The sequence below is a fragment of the Mesorhizobium sp. B2-3-12 genome (genome assembly GCF_006442205.1).
Classification (GTDB): Bacteria; Pseudomonadota; Alphaproteobacteria; order Rhizobiales; family Rhizobiaceae; genus Mesorhizobium.
Genome location: NZ_VFVR01000001.1, coordinates 87,855 through 113,700 on the forward strand (window position 1 = coordinate 87,855; position 25,846 = coordinate 113,700).

Below are 25,846 nucleotides of genomic sequence, written 5' to 3' on the forward strand. Positions count from 1 at the left end.
ATGGAACTACCCCGGAGGCATGGATCGGGGATTGGCGGCGTTTTGGCCATTGGCGGCAAGCGTCTCGAACTCCAAGTCACACTTCACGACTTTGAGTTCTCGAACGTTCGAACGGCAAATTGAAACTACCCGAGCCGCTGTCTCTATCGTCCTGACTCGTATGGGATTTCTATCACCATGCCATCATAGGCCGGTTCGACATTGTCGGGCGTCTCGGTCATCACGGCGGTGTAATCGAGCGGCACGTGCATGTGGGTCAGCACCGCTTTCGCAGGCGAAAGCGCCGCGATCCAGTTGAGCGCTTGGCCAAGCGAGAGATGGCTTGGATGCGTGTTGTATTGCAGCGCGTCGATGACCAGCATGTCGAGGCCTTGCAGCCGTTCCGCGGTGGTCTTGGGAAAATCGCTGATATCGGGACAGTAAGCGAGGCCGCCGATGCGGAAGCCGAGCGAGATGATGTCGCCATGGATCTGGGGCAGCGGCTCGAAGGTGAGGGCACCCCCCTCTCCTTCGATCACGACCGGCCTAGCATGATCGATGATGTGGGCATCGACGATCGGCGGATAGGAACTGCCTGGCGGCGTCTCGAAGCAATAGCCGAATGCCTCGCGCAGCCGCAGCATGGTCGGCTCGTCGGCATGGATGTCGATGCGATGGCGCTGCTCCAGCACATAGCCGCGCAGATCGTCGATGCCGTGGATGTGGTCGGCATGCGGATGCGTGTAGATCACGCCATCGATGCGCCTGACCGAAGCCATCAGCATCTGCTCGCGGAAATCCGGCCCGGTGTCGATGACGACCGTGGTACGGCCGCCATTGGCACCAATGCGCTCGACAAGTGCCGCCGTGCGCATGCGCCGGTTCCTGGGGTTGGCGGGATCGCAATTGCCCCAGTCGCCGGTGATGCGTGGCGTGCCTGGCGACGATCCGCAGCCGAGGATGGTCAGGCGCAGCCGGTCGCTCATGCCTCGAGCGCCCGCTGGTCCGGTCGTGGCATTTTTCCAAACAGCCGAAAGAAATTGTCGGTCGTCACTGCCGCGATTGCAGCCTCGCTGACGCCGATTGTCTCGGCCAGCACCTTGGCGGTCTGCGCGACATAGGCCGGCTCGTTGCGCTTGCCGCGAAACGGCACCGGCGCCAGATATGGCGCGTCGGTCTCGACTAGCAAACGGTCATGCGGCACATCGGCGGCGATGGCGCGCAATTCGACCGAGTTCTTGAAGGTCAGGATACCCGAGAACGACACGTAGCCGCCTAACGAGACGCCGACCTCGGCGAGCCGCCGTCCCGAGGAAAAACAATGCAGGATGAACGGGAAGGCGCCCTTCCCTGTCTCGTCCTCGAGAATGGCGGCCATGTCGTCGTCGGCGTCGCGCGAGTGGATGACGAGAGGCAGCCCGGTTTCGCGGGCGGCGGCGATGTGGGCGCGAAAACCCCGTGCCTGCGCGTCGCGCGGTGCCTTGTCGTAGAAATAGTCGAGCCCGGCCTCACCGATCGCCACCACCTTCGGATGAGCGGACAGGCGGACAAGATCGGCGGTGGTGACGTCGAGCTCTTCTGCCGCATTGTGCGGATGGGTGCCCACCGAGCAATAGACTTCGTCGAAAGTCTCAGCGATCTCAAGGATTTGCTGAAACCGCTTCACGCGCGTCGAGATCGTCACCATCCGGCTGATACCAGCCGCCTTGGCGCGGGCGACAATGGCCGCCCGCTCTTCGGCAAAATCTGGAAAATCCAAATGACAATGGCTGTCGACGAGCATCAGGCGTTCGCGTCCGTCTGCTCGACATAGCGCGGAAACACGCCCTCCGGCGCAGGCAGCGCCGTCCCGGACACAAGCGCATGGTCGGCATGGACATGCACGAAATCGCGATTGTCCGCCGGCACCGCCAGCAAATCGAGCAGCTTGCCGGCCGATCCCGGAATGTAGGGCTGGCACAGGACCGCCACGCGCCGCACCACTTCGGCCGTCGTCCAAAGTACCGTTTCCATGCGCTCCGGGTTGGTTTTCTTCAACGCCCAGGGTTCCTGTCCGGCGAAATACCGGTCGGCCTCCGCCACCACGCCGAAGATCGCCGCCAATGCCAGATGGATGCCTTGCTCGGCCATTGCGTTGCGCGCGGTGGCGAGGGCGTCGACCGCCTGATCCAGGATCGCCTTGTCGGCTTCCGTCAGATCGCCGCGCTTCGGCACCACGCCGCCGCAGTTCTTGGCGATCATCGACAGCGAGCGTTGCGCCAGATTGCCGAGACCGTTGGCCAGATCCGCATTCGTGCGGTTGACGATCGCTTCATGGCTGTAGCTTCCGTCCTGGCCGAATGGAACTTCGCGCAGGAAGAAATACCGCACCTGGTCGAGCCCGTAATGCTCCACCATGGTGGACGGGTCGATGACGTTGCCGACCGACTTCGACATCTTCTCGCCGCGGTTGAACAGGAAGCCATGGCCGAAAACGCGCTTCGGCAGCGGAATGCCGGCCGACATCAGGAAGGCCGGCCAGTACACCGCGTGGAAACGCACGATGTCCTTGCCGATGATGTGCGCATCGGCTGGCCAGAAACGCCAATCATCAGCCTTTTCATCGGGATAGCCGACACCGGTGAGGTAATTTGTCAAGGCGTCGACCCACACATACATCACGTGTTTTTCGTCGTCAGGCACCGGCACGCCCCAGTCGAAGGTGGTGCGCGAGATCGACAGATCCTTCAGCCCCGACTTGACGAAGCTCATGACCTCGTTGCGGCGCTCGGCCGGGCCGATGAAGTCGGGCTGGTTTTCATAAAGCGCGATGAGCTTGTCCTGATAGGCCGACAGGCGGAAGAAATAGCTCTCTTCCTCGACCCATTCGACCGGCGTTCCCTGTGGCCCGTAGCGGACATTGTCGGGGCGGACCTCGGTTTCCTCCTCACCGTAATAGGCTTCGTCGCGCACCGAGTACCAGCCGGCATAGCCGCCCTTGTAGATGTCGCCATTGGCGGCCATCGCCTTCCAGATCGCCTGCGACGCCGCGTAATGCCGCTCCTCGGTGGTGCGGATGAAATCGTCGTTGGAGGCGTTGAGCGCGGTCGCCATGCGCTTGAACTCGGCGGAATTACGGTCGGCCAATTCGCGCGCCGAAATGCCTTCGCGCTTGGCCGTCTGCAGCATCTTGATGCCGTGCTCGTCGGTGCCGGTGAGGAAGAAGACTTTTCTGCCGTCGAGCCGCTGGAAGCGGGCAAGCGCGTCGGTGGCGATCAGCTCATAGGCATGGCCGATATGCGGCTTGCCGTTCGGATAGGAAATCGCGGTCGTGATGTAGAATGTGTCGCGTGACATGAATGAACCGTCATGAATGTCTGAATGGAAGCCGTGGCGGTGGATATCGCATCGGAATGGCGATTGCCATCCCGTGGGGACCGTCACATTCGCATCGCAGAATTCAGGCGGTCGATCATGGTCAAGGCGTGCTGCTTCTTGTCGAGATTGTAGGTATCGGTCTCAGATATCGCGTCCAGCGCCTCGTGCCAAGTGTCCGATAATGTTTTCGCCCTTGCGAGGTCGCCGGCCAGCGCCGCCTGGCTTGCCGCGTCCGACAGAAGGTCCAGTGCGCGACGGTTGAAGATGTCGAACTGGATCGCCTGGTCTCTGCCCGCGACGGCTTCGGCCAGGCGATAGGCGCGGCCAATATCGCCCTTACCCGTCGCCACCAGGCCATCGAGTGTCTGCGCGATCTCCAGCCCGCCATACTGCGTCAACAGGATCGCGTTGCGGGCGCTTCCCCCTGCCCGTTCGACCAGTGCGGCTCGCGCGGCCGGATCGTCGGGCGGCGGCGGCTCCGCGGTCTCCAGCACCGCCATCAGTTCGTCGGCGTCGAGCGGCGTCAGCCGCACCACCTGGCAGCGCGAGCGGATCGTCGGCAGCAGGCTGCCAGGCGCATGGACGATGAGAATGAACAGGGTTCGTGCCGGCGGCTCCTCGAGATTCTTCAGCAAGGCATTGGCCGCATTGGCATTCATGTCGTCGGCCGGATCGACGATGACCACCCGGTAGCTGCCGTCGTGCGAAGTCAGCGACAGGAAGCGGCTGACCTTGCGGATTTCGTCGACGGTGACGACGGTCTTGAAGCTCTTGGTCTTGTCGTTCAACGGGCGGGTCAGATGCAGCACGCCTGGATGCGCCCCGGTGGCGATCTGGCGAAACAGCGGCGAGGCCGGATCGGGTACCGCAAGATTGCCTGGCGCCTGGTCGAAGGCCGGATGCTTCAAAAGGTGGTGGGCGAGATGGAAGGCAAACGTCGCCTTGCCGATCCCGACCGGTCCGGCGAAGATCAGCGCGTGCGGAAGCTTTCCCGCGCGATAGGCGGCGGCGAGCATGGCGGCGGCCTGGCCGTGCCCGACCAGACGCGGCGTTTCGGAAGGTTCCGGCACACCGTCCAGCGTGTCGTGTTGTTCAGGCGCGATGCGTTCGAAGATCATACAGGTGCGGCCTGCCTGTTGCGCGCGGGTGCCCTCGCCTCCAGCGCTGCGAACACGGCCGCGGTGACGACGTCCTCCACCGTGTCCGGATCGGCGGACGCATCGATGACGACGCAGCGTTCCGGCTCGGCCGCAGCGATCGTCAGGAACGCTTCGCGGCGGGCCTGGTGAACGGCCAGCGTCTCCTTTTCGAAGCGGTCGGCATCGGCATCACTGCCGCGCCGCAATGTCGCGCGCCTCAAACCCTCGGCCGGGTCGATATCGAAGATCAGCGTCATGTCGGGCATCATGCCGTTGATGGCGACCTGTTCCAGCATGGCCATGAAGGCCGGATCGATCCCGCCGGTGACGCCCTGATAGACACGCGAGGAATCGAGGAAGCGGTCGCAAAGCACGATCGAGCCGCGTTCGACCGCCGGCCGGATGACCTGCTCGACATGATCGGAACGCGCGGCGGCGAAGAGCAGTGCTTCCATTTTCGGCCCGAACGGTTCGGCGGCACCCGAAAGCAGCACATGCCGAACCGCTTCGGCGCCCGGCGAGCCGCCCGGTTCGCGCGTGCGCAGCACATCATACTTCTTGGCACGCATCTTTCTGGCCAGTCGCTCGATCTGTGTCGACTTGCCTGCGCCTTCGCCGCCTTCGAAGGTGATGAAAAATCCGCGCGCCAACCGAGGGCCTTTATTCGTGTTTGAGTGGATTGTTGCGCTCTAGATAGTCCGCGTTCGCGAAAAAATCCATGCCGTAGGTGCTATCGCAGCCAGCCGATCGCCAACTCCTTGACGGCATCGAAGGCGCGTTGCGGCAACGTGCCGACGCCGATCGACTCGGCGGCGAACAGCGGCGTCTCCTGGCTGAGCGTATCGCCAATCCAGACGCGCAGTGCCCCCACCGGCTGCCCCTCCTCCACGGGAGCTGCGACCGGGCCGGTGTAGACGATCCTGGCGGTCAGCTTGTCGCGGTTGGTGATCGGCAGGAAGATGTCGATCGGACCTTTTGCTTTCAACGTCACGCCGGATTTCGCACCGCCAAAGACCTGCGCCTCCCCGACCACCTCATCCTTGGCGAAGATCTCGGTCTTCTCGAACGAACGAACGCCCCAATCGAGCAGTTTGCGCGCCTCTTCGGCACGCTCCTTGTCATTGGCCAGCCCGCTCATTGCAGCGACCACCCGCTTGCCGTCGTGGCTGACCGAAGCGACGATGCCGAAGCCGGATGTCTCGCTGGCGCCGACAGCAAGGCCGTCGGCGCCGATATCCATGGTCAGCAGAGGGTTGCGGTTCCTCTGCGAGATCTTGTTCCAGGTGAAATCCTTCAAGCCGTAATACCGATAGAAATCCGGGTATTCGCGCCACAGATGCAGGCCGAGTTGCGCCAGTTCGCGTACGCTTGTCTGCTGGCCATCGGCCGGCAAGCCGGTCGAATTGACGAAAGTCGACGTCTTGAGGCCAATCTGGCGCGCGCGTTCGGTCATCTCTCCGGCAAAATTGTCCTCGGATCCGGCCATGCCTTCGGCGATGACGATGCAGCCGTCATTGGCGGCCTGCACGGTCACCCCCTGGATCAGGTCCTCGATCCGGATCGCCGATTTGAGCTTGGCGAACATCGTCGAGGTCCCCGATGGCGCGCCACCTTTGCGCCAGGCGTTCTCGCTGACCACGAACGTGTCGTCGAGTTTGAGGCGCCCGGACTTGAGGGCGTTGAAAACCACTTCCATCGTCATCAGCTTGGCCATCGAGGCCGGCGGAATGGGTTTGTCGGCATCTTTCGCAAACAACACCGTGCCGGTGTCGGCATCGATCATGAAGGCCTGCGCGGCCTTGGTCTCGAAGAGCTGCGCTTGGGCTGGCGAAAGCGTAAGCAGGAGGCTGAGGAGAAAAAAAACGGCAAAAGGCGGAAGCAAGCGAAACTGCATGAAATTCGACCCGTTGGCCGGCCCCTCCGGCGTGCCGAAACTATCGGGCTTTTTCGGTGACGGATCAACTGCCGGCGGCGGCCGGATCTGGATCAGTCGCGCACGGCCAGCGCGTCGGGCGCGCCATGCGACCATGCCGCCTTAAGCAACTCGTCCAGGCCGCCATGACCGTCCGGATAGAGGTTGACCGCATACCAGTCATTGCCGTCGAGATCGGACCGCTGGATTTCTATTCTGCCGAAGGGCTTCAGTGCCGAGGCCACACGCTTGGCTTCGGCGGCATCGTCGAACGTGCCGGCGGCGACATAGTCGGAGCTGGACGGCGCCGCTTGGCGGCTGGTCTTTTTCCACGACCGCAGTATGTCGGCGGGCGACATGCCGCTGTCGTCCAGCGCGGCAAAGACATCCGCGCGATGGACGCGTTCATCGGCATAGGATAGCGATGCCATGGCAAAGGGCGATTGCGCCGGCAAGCCGATCTCCGGCCGCTCGGGCACAACCGGTCCAAAATCGGGCAGCGGCAGATCGCCGAAGGCCGGCGACTGCGCGGACATCTGTCCCTGCACCGAGGCTCCGGCATCGGTCAGCTGGCCTGGAAACGGCACGGCGGCAGCACCGACAGGAAGGCTTGGCGACGGTCCGTTCATGGCCACCATGACGCCGGTCGGCAAGCCATCCGATGGATCCGGTATCCGGTTGCCTGGATGGTAGGAGGCCATCAAATACTGGTCGTCATTGCCGTCGAGCGGTGCGCGGCCGACATATTCGACCTTCACTTTCGCGGTGCCGACCTTGTCATAGTCGAGCATCTGCGCCGCCCGCTCCGAGACGTCGATGATGCGGCCCTCGTGATAGGGGCCGCGGTCGTTGACGCGCACGATGACCGAACTGCCGGTTTCGAGGTTGGTGACGCGGGCATAGCTGGGCAGCGGCATGGTCGGATGCGCCGCCGTCAGTTGTGCCGTGTCATAGACTTCGCCATTGGCGGTCAGCCGGCCATGAAAGGCATCGCCATACCACGAGGCCAGGCCCACCTTGGCGTACTTCTTGTCTTCCTTGGGATAATACCACTTGCCGCGCACCTGATAGGGCTTGCCAAGCTGGTCGCGGCCGCCGCCGCGCCGCATGAAGGCAACGCGCGGGCTGGCCTTCACGCCATATTCCGTCTCGGCGAAATATTCCTTGGAGCGGGTCTTCTTGTAGACCATGCCTTTCGGCTCGGGCTGCGACGCGCAAGCGGCAAGCAATGCAGCCGACGCCGCAAGCAACGCAACCGTTGCAACGCGACGAAGACGCGGATGCGTCACAGCCTGCATTCTTGAATGCCCCCTAAAGTCTCTACCAAACGACGTCGTATCCGACCACCGGAGGCGCCAAGGGCTCACTCGACAATGTCAACGACGTCTTGGACCCCGATCCTTTGTGCGCAGGAATTGTTTATCACGGTATTAATCGATTGTGGCCGGAACCGGGCAAGATTGTGACGCAGCTTGTCCAGTCCTCGGGTCCCCCCGAGACCCCGCGCTTGATGCAACCGGTTGACAGGCCTTTGCCGGGCACACTAGAGCAGTGGCCGGCAGTCAACGGAGGGATGGCCGAGCGGTTTAAGGCACCGGTCTTGAAAACCGGCGTGGGCGCAAGTTCACCGTGGGTTCGAATCCCACTCCCTCCGCCAGAACCATGTACTTCAATTGCCCCAAGACGGCTATTTGCGCTTGTGACGTAGCCGTTACCTGGCCCGGGAAATCGGTAAGAAAGCCCCAAGCCCACTGGCTGGAACGTTGTACAGGTAGGCGCGTTGTCGCGCATGCTCAAAAATATCGCCTTCGCCGCGCTCCTCATACAAGTCGCCGCCGTCTCGGCATTGACCACCCAAACGCTGCTTTTTTCATCGGCGTCCACGCAGGCATCGAACGTTCCGCCCGATGAACCTATCGCCACCGCGAAAGACTGCGCGAAGGCCACCTGGCCGGATTTTCCCCGCTCACTGCGTAAAGCGCGTCCAGGCCCGGAAACTCATCGCCATGACGGCGGATCAATAAAGGGCTAGCAGCAGAAGCCGCAAGCGTTCGCGGTATCAATTCATCTGACGGCGACAGGGGCTAGAGGTGTCGGAAGCCGAGCTGCTGAAAAAGATCGAGCGCCAAATACAAGAGGATTTCAATGCCGATCCGCAAATGTCGTACGAAAGGCAGGGGCTGACGGCCTCACTTCGGCGCGGAGTCGGCATCTGTGCCGTCGCCATGGCGATCATGCTGGTTGGATTGCGTATGGTCGGCCATTTATCACTGAGAAGGCCCCGCCACCCTGAGCAGCCGGGATAAGCCAAGGCCCCGACCTGCTCAATCGGACTGCTGTGTGCGTTCCGCGATGGCAAATGCCTGCAGGTTCCTGGCCTTGCCGATATCCTGATCGGCGTTTGCGATGATCGAGAAGAAGGCCGCTCTCGCAATATCCTTCTTCGAGGCCTTGGGGTGGGCCTTCCGGGCAGCTTTGACAAGCTGCTTGGGAGACATGTCGGGCGTGACGATCCTCATGAGGGTGTCGCCGATCGCACTCATTTCAGTTGCGTCCATGATGGGCGTTCCTGTGCTGACCGTAGTGCCACAATAGCAAGGACAACTCGCGACCGACAATATGGTTCTCGAAATGAAAAACCCCACCGGCAGGGACCGGCAGGGTTAGTCCTGGGAGGACGCGCGTTTCGCTGCGTTCATCAAGCGCGCGCCGACCAGATAGCGTCGGGTTGCGACAAGGATGTGACACCGGCGAGCGCCTTTGTCTCATGACCAGCCTCGCGGGCGCGACCCTGGCGGCCTGCGTCAAGCCTTTGGAAAGGAGACATGTGGTTCTGTCGGAAAGCTGAAGCGCGAGTGGCGCTGGCCAAAGGCAAGGCGATAGAAGCGGTCGAATGGATATCTTTGGCATCAAGGGGCTGTTGATCTGTGCGCTGATCTTCATTCCGTTCGAGCATCTGTTTGCCGAGCGGCCGCAGAAGATCCTGCGCAAGGGCCTGGGCGTGGACTTGATCTATGTGCTGTTCAACGGCCTCGTCATAAAAGCGGCAATAATCCTGATCGCGGCCAACACGCTCGAAGCCGCCGCGATGCTGGTCCCGCAATCGATAACGCAAGCGGTCGGCGGCCAGCCCATCTGGCTGCAGGTCGCCGAAATCATCCTGATCACCGATATCGGCGTCTACTGGGCACACCGTGCGTTTCACGAAATCCCCGCGCTTTGGAAGTTCCATGCGGTTCATCACGGCATCGAGGAACTGGATTGGCTCGGTGCATTCCACTCTCATCCCGTCGACGCCCTGCTCACGAAGGCTATTTCGCTGACACCGATCTTTTTTCTCGGCTTCTCCGAAACCTCGATCGCCGTGTTTTCCGCCATCTACTTCTGGCACACGCTGCTTGTTCATTCGAACTTGCGCATTCCGTTCGGCCCCTTGAAATGGCTGATCGCCAGCCCGCAGTTCCATCGCTGGCACCACGCCAACCAGCGCGAAGCCTATGACAAGAACTTCGCCGGACAGTTGCCCTTCCTCGACGTGGTTTTCGGCACGTACAATGCCACCGGCAATAAGGTGCCCGAAAAGTATGGCGTCGATGATCCAGTGCCCTCCAGCTACTTCGGACAGATCGGCTATCCGCTGCGCCCCCGCAAGAAACGACCGAATCCGGCAATGCCGGACAGCGAAGCCCTCCATGAAAGCCAGCCTCCGCGAAACAGCCAGGATCAGGCGGCGACAAGCGCGGTCAATATCGGCGGTTAGGCAACAATCTCGCCCTCGTGTCGACCAATGGCAGGAGAGATTCCCTCGCGGGTGGTCTCGGCGGGTGCCAGCAATAAATGTAGGCCCGGTGTATTTGCCACGAGGCTGTACGGCATGGATTATCGCGACGACGACCTCAAGAAATTCGAAGCGCATGGCGCTGCCCCTTTGCCGGTCGCTACGGAGCAAGACCAGGTGGAGCACGATGGTGCGAAAATCTGGTATGCGACGTTTGGGACGGGTTATCCCGTGATCCTGTTGCATGGCGGCCTCGGCCATAGCGGCAATTGGGGATTTCAGGTCCCCGCATTGGTCAGGCACGGCTATCAGGTCATCACCATCGACAGCCGAGGCCATGGACGCAGCACCCGCGACGAGCGGCCGTACAAATACGAACTGATGGCTTCGGACGTCCTGGCGGTGATGGATCGCCTGCAACTGAACAAGGCTATCGCGGCGGGGTGGAGTGATGGCGCCTGCGTTGCCCTGATCCTTGGCATGAAGGCCGCCGATCGCATCGCGGGTGTGTTCTTCTTCGGTTGCAATATGGATCCCAGCGGGACCAAGGACTTCGAGGCCAATCCCGTCATCGAGCGGTGTTTCGGCCGGCACAAAAAGGACTATGCCGAGCTGTCGGCCACCCCAGGTCAATTCGATGCGTTTGTCGAAGCTGTCGGCCTGATGATGAAGAGCGAACCCAACTATTACGCGGCCGAACTGGGAAAGATCCGCGTGCCCGTTGCGGTCGTCCAAAGCGAGCACGACGAGTTTATCAAGGACGAGCACGCCACCTATCTGGCTCGCAGCATACCGGCATCGGAATTGATCATGCTGGCCGACGTCAGTCATTTCGCGCCCTTGCAGCGTCCCGAACAGTTTAACCGCGTGCTGTTGGCTTTCGTCGAAAAAATTCATCCTTGAGCCCCGCCACACAGCGTTCCTGAATTCCCGCTCTGGCGGGCGCGCGCCACCATCTCCGGGGGGGCTTTTCACGCCGAATCGGCTAGATCTTGCGATATGAACGAGACCTCACTCTATGCGCCGGTGAAGCGGTTCCTCGAAAATCTCGACTTCGTCGTGAAAGGGGAAATCGGCGGCTGCGATATCGTCGCGTTGCGCGACGGGGAGCCGCCGATCGTCGTCATCTGCGAGCTGAAGCTGCAGTTCAACCTCGAACTGGTTCTGCAGGGCGTCGACCGCGCGGCTGCCTGCGATGAAGTGTGGCTGGCGGCGCGCATGTCGGCGCGAGGTAAAGGGCGCGAAAGCGATGCCAGGTTCCGCAACCTTTGCCGCCGGCTCGGCTTCGGCTTGATTGGCGTAACCGCCAATGATCGGGTCGAAGTGCTTCTCAGTCCGATCGCCTTGGCGCCGCGTAAGAATGCGCGACGGCGTTCTCGCCTCGTTGACGAGCACCAGCGTCGTCGCGGCGATCCGGTGGCCGGCGGCGGATCGCGCAATCCGATCATGACCGCTTACCGGCAAAGTGCCCTCGCCTGTGCCGCCGCGCTTGTCGACGGCCCCAAACGGCCGCGCGATCTGAAAGTCGTGACGCCGATCGCGCCGAAGATTCTGCAGCACAATGTCTATGGCTGGTTCGCCAGGGTCGAGCGCGGTCTCTATGATCTCACGGATGCCGGCCGCGCCTCGCTGCTTCGTTGGCCGCAGGTCCCGCACGATGAGGCCCGACACGAGATTTTGATTGCGCCGGACCTCTGAATGCCGGGGTTTGGGGAGCATGAACCGCCCCCGTTGGTTGATTTTTCAGACAAAACATGCTGCTTGTCGCGCCCATGAAGACACTCTGCATGATGGCCATCGCGTCGCTGACGCTGGCTTTTCCGGCCAGTGCGATGGACAATGCCTTGCGCGCCGGACTGATGAAACTTGATCCGCAGACCCGCCTCGAGCAGCGTTGCGATGCCGAAATCCTGGACCGGATCACCCATGATGATCGCAAGTTCAAGGCTGACCGCGTCGTCGCCTACGCCTTCGCGACGCCTGAGATGAGCGCCGACGCGATCCGAAGCCCCGGTGCGGCGTTCCGCAGCAAGGGACAGTGGTACCGGCTGAAATTCAAATGCCAGACGGGGCCGGACCATATGGAAGTCCTGCAACTGCGCTACCGCATCGGCGATGAGATTCCGGAAGCCGACTGGGCGAAGTACAATCTCTACGATTAGTTTTTCGCTGGCCTGCGCCGACATTTGGCTTGCCGCCAGGGTTGTTGAAAATCCCCTGTAATTCCACTGCCACCAAAATGGTTTTCCGGCGTTGTCCGTAGCTGCGACTTGACGCCAGCGGACCGTGCCTTTAGGCCCGTTCGGACGATCGACGACGAACACTCCACGAAGGGCTTCCAGGTCGATGGAAATATTTACCGCCGCTGGTTTTTCGGCTCTCCTTCAGGTCATCGCCATCGACCTTGCGCTGGCGGGCGACAATGCCATCGTCATCGGCCTCGCCGCGGCTGGTCTGCCGGCCAGCCAACGCCAACGCGCCATTCTTGTCGGCATCGCGGCCGCCACGGTTCTCCGCATTTTCTTCGCCCTGATCACGCAATGGCTGCTGACCATCGGGCCGATGCTGCTTATCGGCGGCGGCCTGCTTCTGCTGTGGGTTTGCTGGAAGATGTGGCGCGAATTGCGTGTCAGCCACGACGACGAGCGCGACGCCACTGAGGCGCTGTCGAACGGCGACTTCAACAAGGATGGAGTCGTTGGCGGCAAGGGGCCAAGCAAGACCTTCTCACAGGCCGCCTGGCAGATCGTCATCGCCGACGTCTCGATGTCGCTCGACAATGTGCTCGCCGTGGCGGGCGCGGCGATGAACCACCCGACGGTGCTGATTGTGGGCCTGGCGCTGTCGATCGCATTGATGGGCTTTGCCGCGTCGTTCGTCGCGCGCCTGCTGCACAAATACCGCTGGATTGCCTATATCGGCCTGGTGATCATCCTCTATGTCGCGGTCAAGATGCTGCTGGACGGGGCCGTGCAGCAATTTCCCGAGCATTTCGCCTTCCTGTCACCGTGGTTCGGGTCAAGCGGACACTGAGATACTGGCTGGCGCGCGGGCTCCGTTTGCCTGATTGGGCAAGCCGTGCTATTGCGCCGCCCGAATTGAGCTCCTGCCAGGAGCCATGCAAACCGTTATATGTTGAGACTGCTCGCCGGATCGGTGTTCGGGTACGCGTCCATTGGAAAATCGCCCATGTCCGCCCCGCGCGTCAGCTTCGTCAGTCTCGGATGCCCCAAAGCCCTTGTCGATTCCGAGCGCATTATCACGCGTTTGCGGGCCGAGGGCTACGAGATCGCGCGCAAGCATGATGGCGCCGACCTCGTCGTCGTCAACACCTGTGGTTTTCTCGATTCCGCCCGCGACGAGTCGCTCAACGCCATCGGCTCCGCGCTTTCGGAAAACGGCAGGGTCATCGTCACCGGCTGCCTCGGCGCCGAGCCGGACGTGATCCGCGAAAAGCACCCCAACGTGCTGGCGATCACCGGGCCACAGGCCTACGAAAGCGTAATGGCAGCCGTGCATGAGGCGGCGCCTCCCTCACACGATCCCTATATCGACCTCCTGCCCCCGCAGGGCGTCAAGCTGACGCCGCGCCACTACGCCTATTTGAAGATATCGGAAGGCTGCAACAACCGTTGCACCTTCTGCATCATTCCGGCTCTGCGCGGCGATCTCGTTTCGCGGCCGGCGGCCGATGTGCTGCGCGAAGCCGAGAAACTGGCCAAGGCCGGCGTCAAGGAACTGCTCGTCATCTCGCAGGACACCAGCGCATACGGCATCGATATCAAGTACCAGACGTCGATGTTCGGCGACCGTGAAGTGCGGGCGAAGTTCCTCGATTTGTCAGAGGAACTGGGCAAGCTCGGGATCTGGGTGCGCATGCACTATGTCTACCCCTACCCCCATGTCGCCGACGTCATCCCGCTGATGGCCGACGGCAAGATCCTCCCCTATCTCGACATCCCGTTCCAGCATGCCTCGCCGCAGGTGCTGAAGAACATGCGGCGTCCGGCGCATGGCGAAAAAACGCTCGAACGCATCCGCGGCTGGCGCGACGTGTGCCCCGATCTCGCCATCCGCTCGACCTTCATCGTCGGCTTCCCCGGCGAAACGGACGACGATTTCGAGATGCTGCTCGACTGGCTGGACGAGGCGAAAATCGACCGTGCCGGCTGCTTCAAATACGAGCCGGTCAGGGGCGCCCGCTCCAACGATCTCGGGCTCGAGCAGGTGCCGCAGGAGGTCAAGGAAGCGCGCTGGCATCGCTTCATGCAGCGCCAGCAGAAGATTTCGGCGACGCAACTGGCCAGGAAGGTCGGCAAGCGCCTGCCAGTGCTGATCGACGAGGCGCATGGCACGTCGGCGAAGGGCCGCACCAAATATGACGCGCCCGAGATCGATGGCTCGGTTCACATCCAGTCGCGCCGGCCGATGCGCGCCGGCGACATCGTTACCGTCAAGATCGAGCGCGCCGACGCCTACGACCTCTACGGCTCGGCTGTCTGAGCTGTCCGTCGATTCTCCAGGCAATGAAAAGGGCGCCTCGCGGCGCCCTTTCCTATTCGGAATGTGAAGTGCCGCCTTACTGCGGCAGCTTGTCGTCGACGCCCTTGACGTAAAAATTCATGCCGAGCAGCGTGCCGTCATCGGCGACCTCGCCATCCTTCAGCCACGCCGAGCCGTCTTGCTTGGCGATCGGTCCGGTGAAGGGGTTCCAGCCGCCGGCGATCTTCTTTTCGGTGGCTTCGGCCATCGCCTTCACGTCGTCGGGCATGTTGGTGTAGGGCGCGAGCTTGACCGCGCCGTCCTTGATGCCGAGCCAGACATTATCCGGCTTCCAACTGCCGTCGATGGCGGCCTGTACGCGGCTGATGTAATACGGACCCCATTCGTCGGTCAGCGATGTCAGCTGCGCGTTCGGCGCGAACTTGATCATGTCGGACGACTGGCCGAAGCCGTGCAGCTTGCGCTCTTCGGCCACCTGCAGGGCAGCGGTCGAGTCGGTGTGCTGGACGATGATGTCGGCGCCCTGGTCGAACAGCGCCTTGGCGGCATCGGCTTCCTTGCCCGGATCGAACCACGAGTTCACCCAGACGATCTTGGCCTTGAAGTTCGGATTGATCGATTGCGCGCCGAGCATGAAGGAATTGATGCCCATCACCACTTCCGGGATCGGGAAGGAAACGATGTAACCGGCGACGCCGGACTTCGATTCCTTGGCGGCGATCTGGCCAAGCACGTAGCGGCCCTCATAGAAGCGCGCATTGTAGATGCCGAGATTGTCCCCCGTCTTGTAGCCGGTAGCATGCTCGAACATCACCTTGGGAAACTTCTTGGCGACCTTCACTTCGGCGTCCATGAAACCGAACGAGGTGCCGAAGATAATCTTGCAGCCTTCGCGCGCCAGGCGCTCGAAGGCACGGTCGGCGTCGGGGCCTTCGGAGACGTTCTCCAGATAGGCGGTCTCGACCTTGTCGCCGAGCGCCTTCTCGACTTCGAGCCGGCCCTGGTCATGCTGATAGGAGTAGCCGAAATCGCCGATCGGACCGGTATAGACCCAGCAGGCCTTCAACTTGTCGGCAGCCTCCGCGGACACCGCCAGCGACATTGCAGCGGTCGTGGTCATCAGGGCAATAAGCAGTTTTTTCATTGTGTTACCTCTCTGAGTTAAGCCTTGGAGCTTCCCGTCTTGTTCTTGTTGTCAACGATCCGGAACGAATGGCTGCCCCAGGGATGCCGGCGTGTTCATCATCGTCAGACGCTTGTTGCGCGAGATTAGAACGAGAACCACGACCGTTGCCAGATAGGGCAGAGAAGAAAGCATCTGCGAGGGCACCGGAATGCCAAAAGCCTGTGCATGGAGCTGGCCGATCCACACCGCGCCGAAGATGTAGGCGCCAGCCAGCACCCGCCATGGCCGCCACGACGCGAACACCACAAGCGCCAGCGCGATCCAGCCACGTCCGGCGGACATGTTCTCGACCCATTGCGGCGTGTAGACCAGCGAAAGGTGGCCGCCGGCCAGACCAGCGCAGGCGCCGCCGAAGATCACAGCGAGGTAGCGGTAGCGGATGACCTTGATGCCGAGCGCGTGCGCCGATGTGTGGCTGTCGCCGATCGAGCGCAGGGTCAGCCCGGTACGCGTCTTGAACAGGAACCACATCACGGCTGATGTCAGCGCGATCGAGATGTAGAAGATTGGATCCTGGCCGAACAGCAGCTTGCCGATTACCGGAATGTCGGTCAGCACAGGAATGTCGAGGTTGGGCAATCTGACACCAGGCTGGCCGACGAAGCTCGTCCCGATCATGCCGGAGAGGCCGAGGCCGAGCAGCGTCAGCGACAGGCCGGTCGCCACCTGGTTGGTGGCCAGGGACAGGGTCATGACGGCAAACAACAGCGAGAACAGCGCTCCCATGGCGATTGCCGCCAGAAGGCCGATCCAGGGCGAGCCGGTCAGATGGCCGGCTCCGAAGCCGCCGACCGCACCCATGATCATCATGCCTTCGACGCCCAGATTGAGCACGCCGGACCGCTCGACCACCAGTTCGCCGATCGCCGCGATCAACAGCGGTGTCGCCGCCGTGGCGATGGTCAGGAGGATGTTGACGGTAATGTCCATCAGCGGGCTTCCTTCAGCTTGGGCGCGGCCTCGAGCTTCGCGGCGGGTTCCTGTTTCGTCAGGGCCAGGCCGATCAACCGGATGCGGTAATGAATGAGCGTGTCGCAGCCGAGCACGAAGAACAGCAGCATCCCCTGGAACACCCTTGCCACCTTGTCGGAAATGCCGAGCGCGCTCTGCACGGCCTCGCCGCCGAGATAGGTCAGCGCCAGCACCAGGCCGGCGCCGATGATGCCGAGCGGATTGAGACGGCCGAGGAAGGCCACGATGATGGCGGTGAAGCCGTAGCCGGGCGAGATCACCGGCTGAAGCTGGCCGATGGCGCCGGAGACTTCCGAGATGCCGGCAAGACCGGCCAGCGCTCCCGACAGCAGGAAGGCGAAGAACACCATGCGGTTGAGGCCGAAGCCGGCGAAGCGCCCTGCCCTTGGGCTGGAGCCCAGCACGCGGACCTCAAAACCCTTGAGCATGCGGCCCATCAGGATCCAGATCAGCACCGCGGCAACCAGGGCGAACACAAAACCCCAATTGGCGCGCCCGGCATCGGGCATCAGTTCCGGCAGCACGGCCGAGTCACCGAACTGGATCGTCTGCGGAAAGCCGTGTCCCTGCGGATCGCGCCAGGGGCCGCGTACCAGCCAGTCGAGGAAGAGCTGGGCGACATAGACCAGCATCAGGCTGGTCAGGATCTCGTTGGTATTGAACCGCGTCTTGAGCAAGGCCGGGATGGCCGCATAGGCCGCGCCGCCGACCATGCCGAGCAGAAGCATCAGCGGCAGCACCAGCGGCCCTTCGAACTGTGGGAACAGCACCGGAATGGCCGAGCCGAAAATGGCGCCGAAAATGAACTGGCCCTCGGCGCCGATGTTCCAGATGTTGGCCTTGTAGCAGACCGACAGGCCGACGGCGATCAGGATCAGCGGTGCTGCCTTGATGGCCAGCTCATGCAACTGCCAGACCTGGCTGATAGGCTCGATGAAATAGATCTTGAAGGCATTGAGCGGATTGACGCCGAGCAGCGCGAACAGAATCGCGCCGGCGATGATGGTCAGCGCGAAGGCGATGAAGGGCGACAGCATCGAAAACAGCGCCGAGCGCTGCGGGCGTTTGACGAGTTCGAGGCGCATCATGCCGTCTCCAGCGTATGTTCGGCGTGGCCGGGCTCGGCGCCGCCCATCAGCAAGCCGACCTTCTCGAAAGTCGCTTCGGCGATCGGCATCGGCCTGGACAATTCGCCATTGTGCATGACCGCGATCGCGTCGGATATCTCGAACAACTCGTCCAGGTCCTGGCTGATCACCAGCACCGCCGATCCGCTGCGCGACAGTTCGATCAGCGCCTGGCGGATGTGGGCGGCGGCGCCAGCATCGACGCCCCATGTCGGCTGGTTCACCACCATGACGCTTGGCCGGCGGTCGAGCTCACGGCCGACGATGAACTTCTGCAGATTGCCGCCTGAAAGTGCTGCCGCTTCGGGATCCGGTGCGCTCTTGCGCACATCCATCGCCTCGATGATGCGTTGCGAGGCGGCGTAGACGGCGCCGCTCTTGACCATGCCGCCGGTGCCGACAAAAGCCTTGCCGTCCGTGGCATGGCGCGACAGCAGCAGGTTTTCGGAGAGTTTCATGCGTGGCGCGGCACCATGGCCGAGACGCTCTTCCGGGACGAAAGCGGCTCCCAGCAGGCGCCGCCCGGTGATGGTGAGGCCGCCGGCGTCCTTGCCGCGAATGCGCACCGAGGCGCCATCCTGCTGCAAAACCTCGCCCGAGACGGATTCGAAGAACTCGCCCTGGCCATTGCCGGCGACACCGGCAATGCCGATCACCTCGCCGGCGCGGACATTGAGGCTGATGTTCTTGAGCGGAATGGAAAACGGCGTTGCCGGCTTGCGATCGAGGCCTCGGATTTCGAGCAGCGGCCGCGCGGTCTCGATCCCCTCGACCGGCGCCCGCACCACGGCCTGCACCTCGCTGCCGACCATCATGCGGGCGAGCGAACCGGCGGTCTCCTCGCGCGGGTTGCAGTGACCGACCACCTTGCCGTGCCGCAGCACGGTGGCGCGGTCGCAGATGCGTTTGACCTCTTCGAGCCGGTGCGAAATGTAGAGGATCGATTTGCCTTCCGCGCGCAGCCGCTCCAGCGTCTCGAACAGCTTGTCGGCCTCCTGCGGCGTCAGCACCGATGTCGGCTCGTCCAGGATGATGAGTTGCGGCGTCTGCAACAGGCAGCGAATGATCTCGATGCGCTGGCGCTCGCCGACCGACAGGTCGCCGACCAGCGATTCCGGATCGAGCGGCAGGCCGTAGCTGTAGGAAAGCGCCCTCGCCTTTGCCGCGATGCTGCTGATCGGGGAACCGTCGTCCAAGGAAAGCGCGATGTTCTCGGCGGCCGTCAGCGCCTCGAACAGCGAAAAATGCTGGAACACCATGCCGATGCCGAGCTTCTTGGCGACGCCGGGGCTGGTGATCCGCACCGCCTGGCCGTTCCAGAAGATCTCGCCGGAATTGGCCTCCAGCGAGCCGAATAGCATCTTGACCAGCGTCGATTTGCCGGCGCCGTTCTCGCCTAGCAAAGCGTGGATTTCGCCTTTGGCTATGTTGAGGTCGACATGATCGCACGCTGTCAGCGTGCCGAATATCTTGGTCAGGCCACGAACCTCGAGCAGGTTCGCCCCATCATGATTTGCACTCACAGTGCCTCCCATCCGGATTGCCGGACATGTTCTGTGTTCCCGCAAGCATCGTATGCGCGGCCGGCTCTCATGCGAAAGCAGCACCCAACTTGAAAGAGCTTCAAGAATTTCAGCGGAAACTCAAGGGCAAAGATTAGTCCTCTTCGCACAAGGGCGTGGCACGCCACTTTTCCTGTGCAACCATGCCCGCGGTTGCGGCAGTGCGCTGAAACCCAAGGCAGACTTCCGTCAGGGAACCAGGATGGTCGTGCCTGTCGTTCTACGTCCCTCGAGATCCGCGTGCGCTTTGCCGGCGTCCTTCAGGGCATAGCGCTGATTGATCTTGATCTCGACGGCACCGCTGAGCACGACTTCGAACAGCGCCGCGGCGGACGCATCGAGATCCTCGCGTTTCGCATTGTAGACGAACAGCGTCGGCCTGGTGGCGAACAGCGAGCCCTTCTGCGCCAGCAGCGACATCGAGAATGGCGGAATCGGGCCGGAGGATTGGCCGAAGCTGACGAACATGCCGAGCGGCTTCAGGCAGTCGAGCGAGGCTGGAAATGTGTCGTTACCCACCGAATCGTAGACGACGTCACATTTGCTGCCGCCGGTGATGGCGGCGACGCCGGCGACGAAATCCTGCTCCTTGTAGTTGATGACGTGGTCGAAGCCGTGGGCTTTGGCGAGCTCGATCTTGTCAGTCGAACTGGCGGTGCCGATGACGGTTGCTCCCAGATGCTTCGCCCATTGGCCCAGGATGAGCCCGACGCCACCGGCCGCGGCATGAAACAGGATGGTGTCGCCTGCCTTCACCTTGAAGGTCCGGCGCAGCAGATATTCCGCCGTCATGCCCTTCAGCATCATGGCGGCGGCCTGTTCGTCGCTGATGCCGTCCGGCACCTTGACGACCTTGCTGGCATCGATGACGCGCTCTTGCGCATAGGCGCCCGTCGTCACCGCATAGGCAATCCGGTCGCCCGGCTTCAGCCAGTCGACGCCCTGACCGACTTCCAGCACCACGCCGGCGGCTTCACTGCCGGGAATGAGCGGAAATCCGCCGGGCGGCGGATAGAGGCCCGAGCGATGATAGACATCGATGAAATTGAGACCGATCGCGGTATGCCTGATCAGGATCTGCCCGGAACCCGGTTGGCCGGGATCGGCGTCCTCGTAGGTCAGGACTTCGGGGCCGCCATTGGCGTGGATGCGGATGGCTTTGGACATGGAGAGGATTCCTTGAAGAGAGGCTGATCAGGCCTTTTTGGCACCGAGGTTTGGAAAGAACTGCATGATGCCGCCAATGCAGGCCAAATAGAGCCCGGTGATGGTGATGCCGATCTTGGTGAAAGTGCCGACCTGCTCGCCCAGCACGCCGATCTGGTCGTAGAAGGCGGCGAGCGCCGCCTGCGCGAGCGCGAGCGCGCCGAAGGCGCACCACAATAGCGTCATGCCGAGATTGAGCGGCCGCAGCCGCACCACCCGCACCGGATGGATGAAGTTTATCGGGATAAACGTCAGAACGCCGGCCACCACCACGACCGCGAACGAAACCCATTGTCCCGGTTCGATGACGAACAGCGTGAACACCACCATGTTCCAGACCACGGGGAATCCCTTGAAGAAATTCTCCTTCGTCTTCATGCCGGTGTCGGCATAGTAGATCGCGCTGGAGACGACGATGATCGCCGCCGACAGGAACGACAGGCCCTCGCCCATGAAGCCGCGTTGATAGAGCGCGAAGGCCGGGATCAGCACGTAGGTCACATAGTCGATAATGTTGTCGAGGAGTTCGCCCGACCATGTCGGCAGGATCTCCTTGACCTCCAGCTTTCGGGCGATCGGCCCGTCGATACCATCGACGAACAGCGCCAGGCCGAGCCACCAGAACATCGCGGTCCAGCGCTCCTCGCTCGCCGCCACCAGCGACAGGAAAGCCAGGAACGAACCGGAGGCGGTCAGCAGATGCACCGAAAACGCGCGCGCCTGCGGCCAGGTGACCTTCTTCTTCGGCCGTGGAATCCGTTCGGTGATCTTCCCGGCGATCTTGCGGGCCTTTGTGTTCTTGCTCACGGGCCCCGCCAATCCAGCTTGCATATCTCGGCCGAGCGGCCGGCGAAATTCCAGTTGCGGCCAAAGGCGCGCATCTTGCTCTTGTCGGACCGGGCCACGATGATCTCCGGCGCGATCCAATATTCGGAATTGGTGATTACCGTATCCTTCTCGCGGTCCTTGCCCGCGATTGGCGTGACCGCGCCGTCGATGATCTTCGGTATCTGGAAAATACGCGTCTTGTCCCGCGTCTCGTAGGTGATCGGCACCTGTTCTACACCCAGGAATTTGCCGACCAGAATCGACAGCAGCGATGTGGTCCCGCCGGCCTTGCCGGTGAAGATCTTGGTCAATGCCTTGACCGCGTAGATCGAGGCTCTGCTGTCGATGAACAGGCCCGCGGTCCAGTTGCCGCGGCTCATGTAACCGGGGATTTCCATGATCAGCCCAAGATTGAGACCGGACAGGTCGACCTCACCGAAATGACCGGCGTCGATACGAAAACCCGCCCAGGTCTGGCAATAGCCCTCGGTCGGAGGGTGACTGCCGAGCGACAGCACGCAAGGGCAGAAAACCGTGCAATTGCAGGAGAGTACGAGCTCCCCTTTCATTGCCCAGCCCGGATCAGTCATCGAATTCCCCCCAGTCGCAGCGAGACTACTAGCAGCGCGGCTGCCCAGACAAGCAGTATCGCACCAGCCAGTCGGGTTGGAAGACTGCCCGTCGTCTGTTTTTCAATCAGGGTGAACACGCCGATCAGCGCCATCCAGAAGATGTTCATGACGCCCACGGCGAACATCACCAGCATCAACGCCCAGCAGCATCCCAGGCACCAGATACCTTGCGCAAGGCCGAGCCGGAAGACACGGGTGGGTCGTGCGCTCCAATTCGAAAACAGGATCGAGAACGGATTCCGGCACTTCGTCAGGCAGGCCTCCTTGAGGCCGCTGAACTGGTAGAGGCCGGCAAGCAGCAAGGCGAGCGCACCGGCAACGCCAAGCACCGGATCGAACATCCCTCCGGAACCGGCCAATGCGTGCACGGCAAGTGTCAGTGCCGCAAACAGCATCGAGGCGGCGAACCAGACGCTGAGGTAGCCGGCAACCAGCACAAGCGGATGGACGACTGGCTCCCCCTTGATCCGCGCCGTATCGGCGATCTCGCAATAGGTGCGGATCATTGGCGCGGCGGACGGCAGCATCGCGGCGATCGCCATCAAAAACCACATCAGGGTGAGCGCCAGGGCGCGCGGACCGATGCTTCCACCCAGCGGCGCTGGTGAAAGGCAGAGTGCGAAGAACCGTTCGAGAACGGCCGGCAACGGCAGTTGCGGCAGGCCGCGCAGCAGAGTATCGCCGGGCGCCCCGCCCCAGGCCTCGGCGCCCCGAATCGCCATCGCGGCAAGCAGCAGCCAGGCCAGTGCTATGCCTGCACCAACGACGACATTGACCGTCAGGCGCGGGTTGCGGGCAATATCAGCCGTGGCGCGGCCGGCGCGGTCGAGATGGCTGAAGTCGTCCTGTTGGCCGGTCATGACACTCGAATGGGCCGAATCGCCGCGTTGATCAAGCCGCATGATCTGACCTATATGCTCAACGACTGGCAGGTCTGATGGGCCGCCTCGCATCGCAAGCCGGAAGCCGATCTTGGAGCATCAGAAAACAGCGCGGATACTGATCGCCGGCACTGGGCCGGCGGGACTGATCGCCGCGCTCGCGTTCGCCGGCGCCGGGTTCCCGGTGGCGCTTGTCGGCCCCGATGCTTTGGCCCCCGATGGCCGCACGACGGCGCTCATGAACCCTGCCCTCAAAGTGCTTGAGCGGCTTGATGTCCTCGAAGACATCAAGCCCAGGGCCGCCCCCTTGAAAATGATGCGCATCGTCGATGCGACCAACCGGTTGATCCGCAGCTCCGTCGTCACCTTCCGCGCCAGCGAGATCGACGAGGACCAGTTTGGCCTGAACCTGCCCAACAGCGTCCTTGGCCCGGCGCTTGCCGGCAAGGTGGCCGCGCATTCCGGGATCGAATGGCGCAGATCGATGGTGAAGGCCTGGCATCTCGGCGCCGATAGCGCCCATGCCGACCTCGCCGACGGCAGCGAGGTCAGCGCATCGCTCGCGGTCGCCGCCGATGGACGCCAGTCGCCGGCCCGCGAGGCGGCGGGCATTTCGACCGCCTCGCGCTCCTACCCACAGGCAGCGCTGGTGCTCAATTTCCATCATAGCCGCGACCATGCCTTCATCTCGACGGAGTTCCACACCGAGACCGGCCCGTTCACGCAGGTTCCGCTGCCCGGAAATCGCTCGAGTCTCGTCTGGGTGGTGAAGCCCGAGACCGCCAATGAACTCGCCGCATTGGACGATGCAACGCTTTCGCTTCGGGTCGAGAATCAAATGCAATCGATGCTCGGTCGGGTCTCGGTCGAGCCAGGCCGCCAAATCTATCCGCTTTCGACCGCCACCCCCCTTCGGTTCGCGCGCGAACGGGTGGCGCTTGTTGGCGAGGCGGCCCATGTCTTCCCGCCGATCGGCGCGCAAGGTCTCAACCTTGGCATCAGGGACATCGACGATCTGGTTGGAATCGCAGCCGAGAATCGCGAAGATCCCGGCGCCACGAAAGCGCTTGCAGCCTACGATTTCAAACGCCGGCCAGATATTCTGGCGCGCAGCACCGCCGTCAATCTGCTCAACATGTCGCTTCTTTCCGACATGCTGCCGGCGCAGATGGCACGCGGCGCTGGCCTCGGCGTGCTTGGCGGCTTTGCGCCGCTACGCGCCTTCTTCATGCGGGAAGGACTTCGTCCCGGCAGCGGCTTTGCCGCACTTGGCGGCGGTCTAGGGAAACAGGTCCGGCGCTAGGACGCCGTGGCGGATCAGATAAAGCAGCCCTGTCACCGTCGCCACCGAGAGGCAGGTCGTGATCAATATGCTCGCGGAGGCGCGCTGCACCCAGACGCCATATTGCTGGGCAATGACGAAGACATTGGTTGCGGTCGGCAACGCCGCCAGAAGCACCGCCGAAAACACCCAGGCTCCGGAGAAATTGCCGATCCAACTCAACATTACATAGCACAGCAGCGGATGCAGGATCAGTTTCAGCACCGCGATCGCACCCACCTCATGCGGCACCCGGTTGAGGGGCCTGAGCGCAAGCGTGACGCCCATGGCGAACAGCGCGCAAGGTGCCGCGGCCCGGGAAAGATATTCCAGGAACCGATCCGCCGCCACGGGCGGTCTGAAGCCGATATAAGCGGCGCCGACGCCGAGCGCGGTCGCGATGATGAACGGATGCAGCACAATCTTGCGCGAGACGCCCAGCACAAGCCGGGACGGCGCCGTCTTTTCGGCGCCCGACAGCGCCATCATCATCGGCGCGATGGCAAAATGCATGATGTTTTCGAAGCAGAATATCAGGGCGACCGGCACGGCCGCCTCTTCGCCGAATGCCAGCAGCGCCAACCCGGGACCCATATAGCCGATGTTGCCATAGGCCGCCGCCAGCGCCTTGATGGTCGACTGCGCGATCTCGCCGCGCGACAGCAGGACGGATCCCACGAACATCAACGAGAATATCAGATAGGTCGAAACGACCGAGCCGAAAATGAAACGCCACTCCGTCAACTTTTCGAACGGCGTCTTGGCAAGCAGTTGGAAGAACAGCGCCGGCAGCGCGACATAAACGATGAAGGTGTTCATCCAGCCGAGCGCTTCCAGCGGCTGCCTGGTGATGCGCGCAACCAGGAAACCCACGAAAATCAGGCCGAAGAACGGAAGAACAAGACCGACGACGTCAGACATTTGAACGCTTGGCTAGAAACCTTCATACGGGGCTAGCCCGTAGCTTAAAGGCGCGTCAAGCGTGCCGGGATTGAATTGACTCGGAGTCTGCGCCAGATAAAGCCAAGGAATTCAGTGGTGAGTACGATGAAAACGGCCAAATTCGCGATCGGACAGGTGGTTCGCCACCGGTTGTTTCCATTCCGAGGCATCATTTTCGACGTCGATCCGCAATTCGCCAACACCGACGAATGGTACGAGGCCATTCCAGCCGACGTGCGGCCGCGCAAGGACCAGCCGTTCTATCATCTGCTCGCCGAGAATTCGGAGACCGAATACATCGCCTATGTGTCCGAGCAGAATCTGCTCGAGGATCAGTCGGGGGAGCCGGTCCGCCACCCGCAGATCAAGGAGATGTTCGACAAGAAGCCGGATGGGCGCTACGCGCCGAAACGGCAATCCAGGCACTGACCGCCCGAGACATGCGGCATTCCGGGAACGAAAAAAGCGGGGCAAAGGACCCCGCTTTTTCTTGGCTTGAAATGACCCGGTGAGTGACGGAC

General features: G+C 62.3%; 27 protein-coding genes and 1 tRNA gene. 11 read left to right on the forward strand and 17 right to left on the reverse strand.

The features are described from left to right. Positions 1 to 143: 143 nt before the first annotated feature. The 7 genes from FJ948_RS00510 to FJ948_RS00540 form a co-directional block, all read right to left on the reverse strand. Positions 144 to 965 (reverse strand): MBL fold metallo-hydrolase, encoded by an 822-nt coding sequence (locus tag FJ948_RS00510; protein ID WP_140701178.1) that lies wholly within the window; start codon positions 963 to 965, stop codon positions 144 to 146. Continuing rightward, the gene (locus tag FJ948_RS00515; protein ID WP_140701180.1) at positions 962 to 1,762 is read right to left on the reverse strand and encodes a TatD family hydrolase; all 801 of its coding nucleotides are present in this window, start codon (positions 1,760 to 1,762) and stop codon (positions 962 to 964) included. Before FJ948_RS00515 ends, FJ948_RS00510 begins: the two co-directional genes overlap by 4 nt. Further along, positions 1,762 to 3,315 (reverse strand): methionine--tRNA ligase, encoded by a 1,554-nt coding sequence (metG, locus tag FJ948_RS00520; RefSeq protein ID WP_140701182.1) that lies wholly within the window; start codon positions 3,313 to 3,315, stop codon positions 1,762 to 1,764. The genes FJ948_RS00515 and metG overlap by 1 nt, the downstream gene beginning before the upstream one ends. A gap of 83 nt (positions 3,316 to 3,398) precedes the next feature. Further along, positions 3,399 to 4,454 (reverse strand): DNA polymerase III subunit delta', encoded by a 1,056-nt coding sequence (locus FJ948_RS00525; RefSeq protein ID WP_140701184.1) that lies wholly within the window; start codon positions 4,452 to 4,454, stop codon positions 3,399 to 3,401. Beyond that, complete coding sequence (gene tmk / locus FJ948_RS00530) at positions 4,451 to 5,125, reverse strand: dTMP kinase (RefSeq protein WP_140701186.1); 675 nt, start codon at positions 5,123 to 5,125, stop codon at positions 4,451 to 4,453. Before tmk ends, FJ948_RS00525 begins: the two co-directional genes overlap by 4 nt. 80 nt (positions 5,126 to 5,205) lie before the next feature. Continuing rightward, entirely contained in the window at positions 5,206 to 6,369 is a 1,164-nt protein-coding gene (locus FJ948_RS00535) for a D-alanyl-D-alanine carboxypeptidase family protein (protein ID WP_140701188.1), read from the reverse strand. 92 nt (positions 6,370 to 6,461) lie between these two features. Then, positions 6,462 to 7,685 (reverse strand): septal ring lytic transglycosylase RlpA family protein, encoded by a 1,224-nt coding sequence (locus FJ948_RS00540; RefSeq protein WP_140701190.1) that lies wholly within the window; start codon positions 7,683 to 7,685, stop codon positions 6,462 to 6,464. 269 nt (positions 7,686 to 7,954) lie between these two features. On the opposite strand from FJ948_RS00540, the gene FJ948_RS00545 reads away from it, so the two are divergent. The 3 genes from FJ948_RS00545 (at position 7,955) to FJ948_RS00555 (ending at position 8,693) form a co-directional block, all read left to right on the forward strand. Beyond that, positions 7,955 to 8,044 (forward strand) — tRNA-Ser (locus FJ948_RS00545). Positions 8,045 to 8,176: 132 nt separating this feature from the next. Further along, on the forward strand, positions 8,177 to 8,419 hold the full coding sequence (locus tag FJ948_RS00550) for a hypothetical protein (RefSeq protein ID WP_224691632.1): 243 nt from the start codon (positions 8,177 to 8,179) through the stop codon (positions 8,417 to 8,419). 58 nt (positions 8,420 to 8,477) lie between these two features. Then, positions 8,478 to 8,693, forward strand: a complete 216-nt coding sequence (locus tag FJ948_RS00555; RefSeq protein WP_140701192.1) for a hypothetical protein — start codon at positions 8,478 to 8,480, stop codon at positions 8,691 to 8,693. An 18-nt stretch (positions 8,694 to 8,711) separates the two neighbouring features. Here the strand turns inward: FJ948_RS00555 and FJ948_RS00560 are convergent, their stop codons facing one another. Beyond that, positions 8,712 to 8,945, reverse strand: coding sequence for a hypothetical protein (locus FJ948_RS00560; RefSeq protein WP_140701194.1), 234 nt, complete (start codon positions 8,943 to 8,945; stop codon positions 8,712 to 8,714). A 335-nt stretch (positions 8,946 to 9,280) separates the two neighbouring features. Between FJ948_RS00560 and FJ948_RS00565 the strand changes: the two genes are divergently transcribed. From FJ948_RS00565 to rimO, 6 genes are all read left to right on the forward strand, one after another. Next, positions 9,281 to 10,147, forward strand: a complete 867-nt coding sequence (locus tag FJ948_RS00565) for a sterol desaturase family protein (RefSeq protein WP_140701196.1) — start codon at positions 9,281 to 9,283, stop codon at positions 10,145 to 10,147. A gap of 114 nt (positions 10,148 to 10,261) precedes the next feature. Continuing rightward, the gene (locus tag FJ948_RS00570) at positions 10,262 to 11,068 is read left to right on the forward strand and encodes an alpha/beta hydrolase (RefSeq protein WP_140701198.1); all 807 of its coding nucleotides are present in this window, start codon (positions 10,262 to 10,264) and stop codon (positions 11,066 to 11,068) included. A 96-nt stretch (positions 11,069 to 11,164) separates the two neighbouring features. Then, complete coding sequence (locus FJ948_RS00575; protein WP_140701200.1) at positions 11,165 to 11,863, forward strand: DUF2161 domain-containing phosphodiesterase; 699 nt, start codon at positions 11,165 to 11,167, stop codon at positions 11,861 to 11,863. Positions 11,864 to 11,919: 56 nt separating this feature from the next. Continuing rightward, on the forward strand, positions 11,920 to 12,327 hold the full coding sequence (locus tag FJ948_RS00580; protein ID WP_181173525.1) for a DUF930 domain-containing protein: 408 nt from the start codon (positions 11,920 to 11,922) through the stop codon (positions 12,325 to 12,327). Positions 12,328 to 12,511: 184 nt separating this feature from the next. Next, positions 12,512 to 13,198, forward strand: a complete 687-nt coding sequence (locus FJ948_RS00585) for a TerC family protein (protein ID WP_140701202.1) — start codon at positions 12,512 to 12,514, stop codon at positions 13,196 to 13,198. A 156-nt stretch (positions 13,199 to 13,354) separates the two neighbouring features. After that, positions 13,355 to 14,668 (forward strand): 30S ribosomal protein S12 methylthiotransferase RimO, encoded by a 1,314-nt coding sequence (gene rimO, locus FJ948_RS00590; RefSeq protein WP_127872422.1) that lies wholly within the window; start codon positions 13,355 to 13,357, stop codon positions 14,666 to 14,668. A 76-nt stretch (positions 14,669 to 14,744) separates the two neighbouring features. On the opposite strand, the gene FJ948_RS00595 is transcribed toward rimO, so the two are convergent. From FJ948_RS00595 to FJ948_RS00630, 8 genes are all read right to left on the reverse strand, one after another. Then, complete coding sequence (locus FJ948_RS00595; RefSeq protein ID WP_140701204.1) at positions 14,745 to 15,812, reverse strand: BMP family ABC transporter substrate-binding protein; 1,068 nt, start codon at positions 15,810 to 15,812, stop codon at positions 14,745 to 14,747. 51 nt (positions 15,813 to 15,863) lie between these two features. Further along, positions 15,864 to 16,784 (reverse strand): ABC transporter permease, encoded by a 921-nt coding sequence (locus FJ948_RS00600; RefSeq protein WP_140701206.1) that lies wholly within the window; start codon positions 16,782 to 16,784, stop codon positions 15,864 to 15,866. Further along, a complete protein-coding gene (locus FJ948_RS00605; RefSeq protein ID WP_140701208.1) occupies positions 16,784 to 17,914 on the reverse strand; it encodes an ABC transporter permease in 1,131 nt (376 codons plus the stop codon). The genes FJ948_RS00600 and FJ948_RS00605 overlap by 1 nt, the downstream gene beginning before the upstream one ends. Beyond that, the gene (locus FJ948_RS00610; RefSeq protein ID WP_181173526.1) at positions 17,911 to 19,488 is read right to left on the reverse strand and encodes an ABC transporter ATP-binding protein; all 1,578 of its coding nucleotides are present in this window, start codon (positions 19,486 to 19,488) and stop codon (positions 17,911 to 17,913) included. Before FJ948_RS00610 ends, FJ948_RS00605 begins: the two co-directional genes overlap by 4 nt. Before the next feature lie 216 nt (positions 19,489 to 19,704). Then, entirely contained in the window at positions 19,705 to 20,682 is a 978-nt protein-coding gene (locus FJ948_RS00615) for a quinone oxidoreductase (protein WP_140701212.1), read from the reverse strand. A gap of 27 nt (positions 20,683 to 20,709) precedes the next feature. Beyond that, positions 20,710 to 21,528: a phosphatidylcholine synthase gene (gene pcsA / locus FJ948_RS00620; RefSeq protein ID WP_181173527.1), complete on the reverse strand. Its 819-nt coding sequence runs from the start codon at positions 21,526 to 21,528 to the stop codon at positions 20,710 to 20,712. After that, complete coding sequence (locus FJ948_RS00625; protein ID WP_140701216.1) at positions 21,525 to 22,139, reverse strand: DUF1326 domain-containing protein; 615 nt, start codon at positions 22,137 to 22,139, stop codon at positions 21,525 to 21,527. The genes pcsA and FJ948_RS00625 overlap by 4 nt, the downstream gene beginning before the upstream one ends. Continuing rightward, positions 22,136 to 23,041: a DUF2182 domain-containing protein gene (locus FJ948_RS00630; protein ID WP_246677433.1), complete on the reverse strand. Its 906-nt coding sequence runs from the start codon at positions 23,039 to 23,041 to the stop codon at positions 22,136 to 22,138. The genes FJ948_RS00625 and FJ948_RS00630 overlap by 4 nt, the downstream gene beginning before the upstream one ends. Positions 23,042 to 23,153: 112 nt before the next feature. Between FJ948_RS00630 and FJ948_RS00635 the strand changes: the two genes are divergently transcribed. After that, the gene (locus FJ948_RS00635; RefSeq protein ID WP_140701220.1) at positions 23,154 to 24,365 is read left to right on the forward strand and encodes a UbiH/UbiF family hydroxylase; all 1,212 of its coding nucleotides are present in this window, start codon (positions 23,154 to 23,156) and stop codon (positions 24,363 to 24,365) included. On the opposite strand, the gene FJ948_RS00640 is transcribed toward FJ948_RS00635, so the two are convergent. Further along, positions 24,342 to 25,304, reverse strand: a complete 963-nt coding sequence (locus tag FJ948_RS00640; RefSeq protein ID WP_140701222.1) for an AEC family transporter — start codon at positions 25,302 to 25,304, stop codon at positions 24,342 to 24,344. The two genes, FJ948_RS00635 and FJ948_RS00640, sit on opposite strands and share 24 nt — an antisense overlap. A 126-nt stretch (positions 25,305 to 25,430) precedes the next feature. Here FJ948_RS00640 and hspQ point away from each other — a divergent pair, with 126 nt between their 5' ends. After that, the gene (gene hspQ, locus FJ948_RS00645; protein WP_027142695.1) at positions 25,431 to 25,754 is read left to right on the forward strand and encodes a heat shock protein HspQ; all 324 of its coding nucleotides are present in this window, start codon (positions 25,431 to 25,433) and stop codon (positions 25,752 to 25,754) included. The last annotated feature ends 92 nt before the right edge of the window (positions 25,755 to 25,846 follow it).

Coding starts and splice junctions, on each gene's coding strand:
- FJ948_RS00640 (WP_140701222.1), bottom strand. CDS start 25,304: ATGTCTGACGTCGTCGGTCTTGTTCTTCCGTTCTTCGGCCTGATTTTC.
- FJ948_RS00595 (WP_140701204.1), bottom strand. CDS start 15,812: ATGAAAAAACTGCTTATTGCCCTGATGACCACGACCGCTGCAATGTCG.
- FJ948_RS00600 (WP_140701206.1), bottom strand. CDS start 16,784: ATGGACATTACCGTCAACATCCTCCTGACCATCGCCACGGCGGCGACA.
- FJ948_RS00540 (WP_140701190.1), bottom strand. CDS start 7,685: ATGCAGGCTGTGACGCATCCGCGTCTTCGTCGCGTTGCAACGGTTGCG.
- FJ948_RS00510 (WP_140701178.1), bottom strand. CDS start 965: ATGAGCGACCGGCTGCGCCTGACCATCCTCGGCTGCGGATCGTCGCCA.
- FJ948_RS00535 (WP_140701188.1), bottom strand. CDS start 6,369: ATGCAGTTTCGCTTGCTTCCGCCTTTTGCCGTTTTTTTTCTCCTCAGC.
- hspQ (WP_027142695.1), top strand. CDS start 25,431: ATGAAAACGGCCAAATTCGCGATCGGACAGGTGGTTCGCCACCGGTTG.
- FJ948_RS00575 (WP_140701200.1), top strand. CDS start 11,165: ATGAACGAGACCTCACTCTATGCGCCGGTGAAGCGGTTCCTCGAAAAT.
- rimO (WP_127872422.1), top strand. CDS start 13,355: ATGTCCGCCCCGCGCGTCAGCTTCGTCAGTCTCGGATGCCCCAAAGCC.
- FJ948_RS00525 (WP_140701184.1), bottom strand. CDS start 4,454: ATGATCTTCGAACGCATCGCGCCTGAACAACACGACACGCTGGACGGT.
- FJ948_RS00630 (WP_246677433.1), bottom strand. CDS start 23,041: ATGACCGGCCAACAGGACGACTTCAGCCATCTCGACCGCGCCGGCCGC.
- FJ948_RS00560 (WP_140701194.1), bottom strand. CDS start 8,945: ATGGACGCAACTGAAATGAGTGCGATCGGCGACACCCTCATGAGGATC.
- FJ948_RS00625 (WP_140701216.1), bottom strand. CDS start 22,139: ATGACTGATCCGGGCTGGGCAATGAAAGGGGAGCTCGTACTCTCCTGC.
- FJ948_RS00580 (WP_181173525.1), top strand. CDS start 11,920: ATGCTGCTTGTCGCGCCCATGAAGACACTCTGCATGATGGCCATCGCG.
- metG (WP_140701182.1), bottom strand. CDS start 3,315: ATGTCACGCGACACATTCTACATCACGACCGCGATTTCCTATCCGAAC.
- FJ948_RS00565 (WP_140701196.1), top strand. CDS start 9,281: ATGGATATCTTTGGCATCAAGGGGCTGTTGATCTGTGCGCTGATCTTC.
- FJ948_RS00610 (WP_181173526.1), bottom strand. CDS start 19,488: ATGGGAGGCACTGTGAGTGCAAATCATGATGGGGCGAACCTGCTCGAG.
- FJ948_RS00570 (WP_140701198.1), top strand. CDS start 10,262: ATGGATTATCGCGACGACGACCTCAAGAAATTCGAAGCGCATGGCGCT.
- FJ948_RS00615 (WP_140701212.1), bottom strand. CDS start 20,682: ATGTCCAAAGCCATCCGCATCCACGCCAATGGCGGCCCCGAAGTCCTG.
- FJ948_RS00585 (WP_140701202.1), top strand. CDS start 12,512: ATGGAAATATTTACCGCCGCTGGTTTTTCGGCTCTCCTTCAGGTCATC.
- FJ948_RS00605 (WP_140701208.1), bottom strand. CDS start 17,914: ATGATGCGCCTCGAACTCGTCAAACGCCCGCAGCGCTCGGCGCTGTTT.
- FJ948_RS00550 (WP_224691632.1), top strand. CDS start 8,177: ATGCTCAAAAATATCGCCTTCGCCGCGCTCCTCATACAAGTCGCCGCC.
- FJ948_RS00515 (WP_140701180.1), bottom strand. CDS start 1,762: ATGCTCGTCGACAGCCATTGTCATTTGGATTTTCCAGATTTTGCCGAA.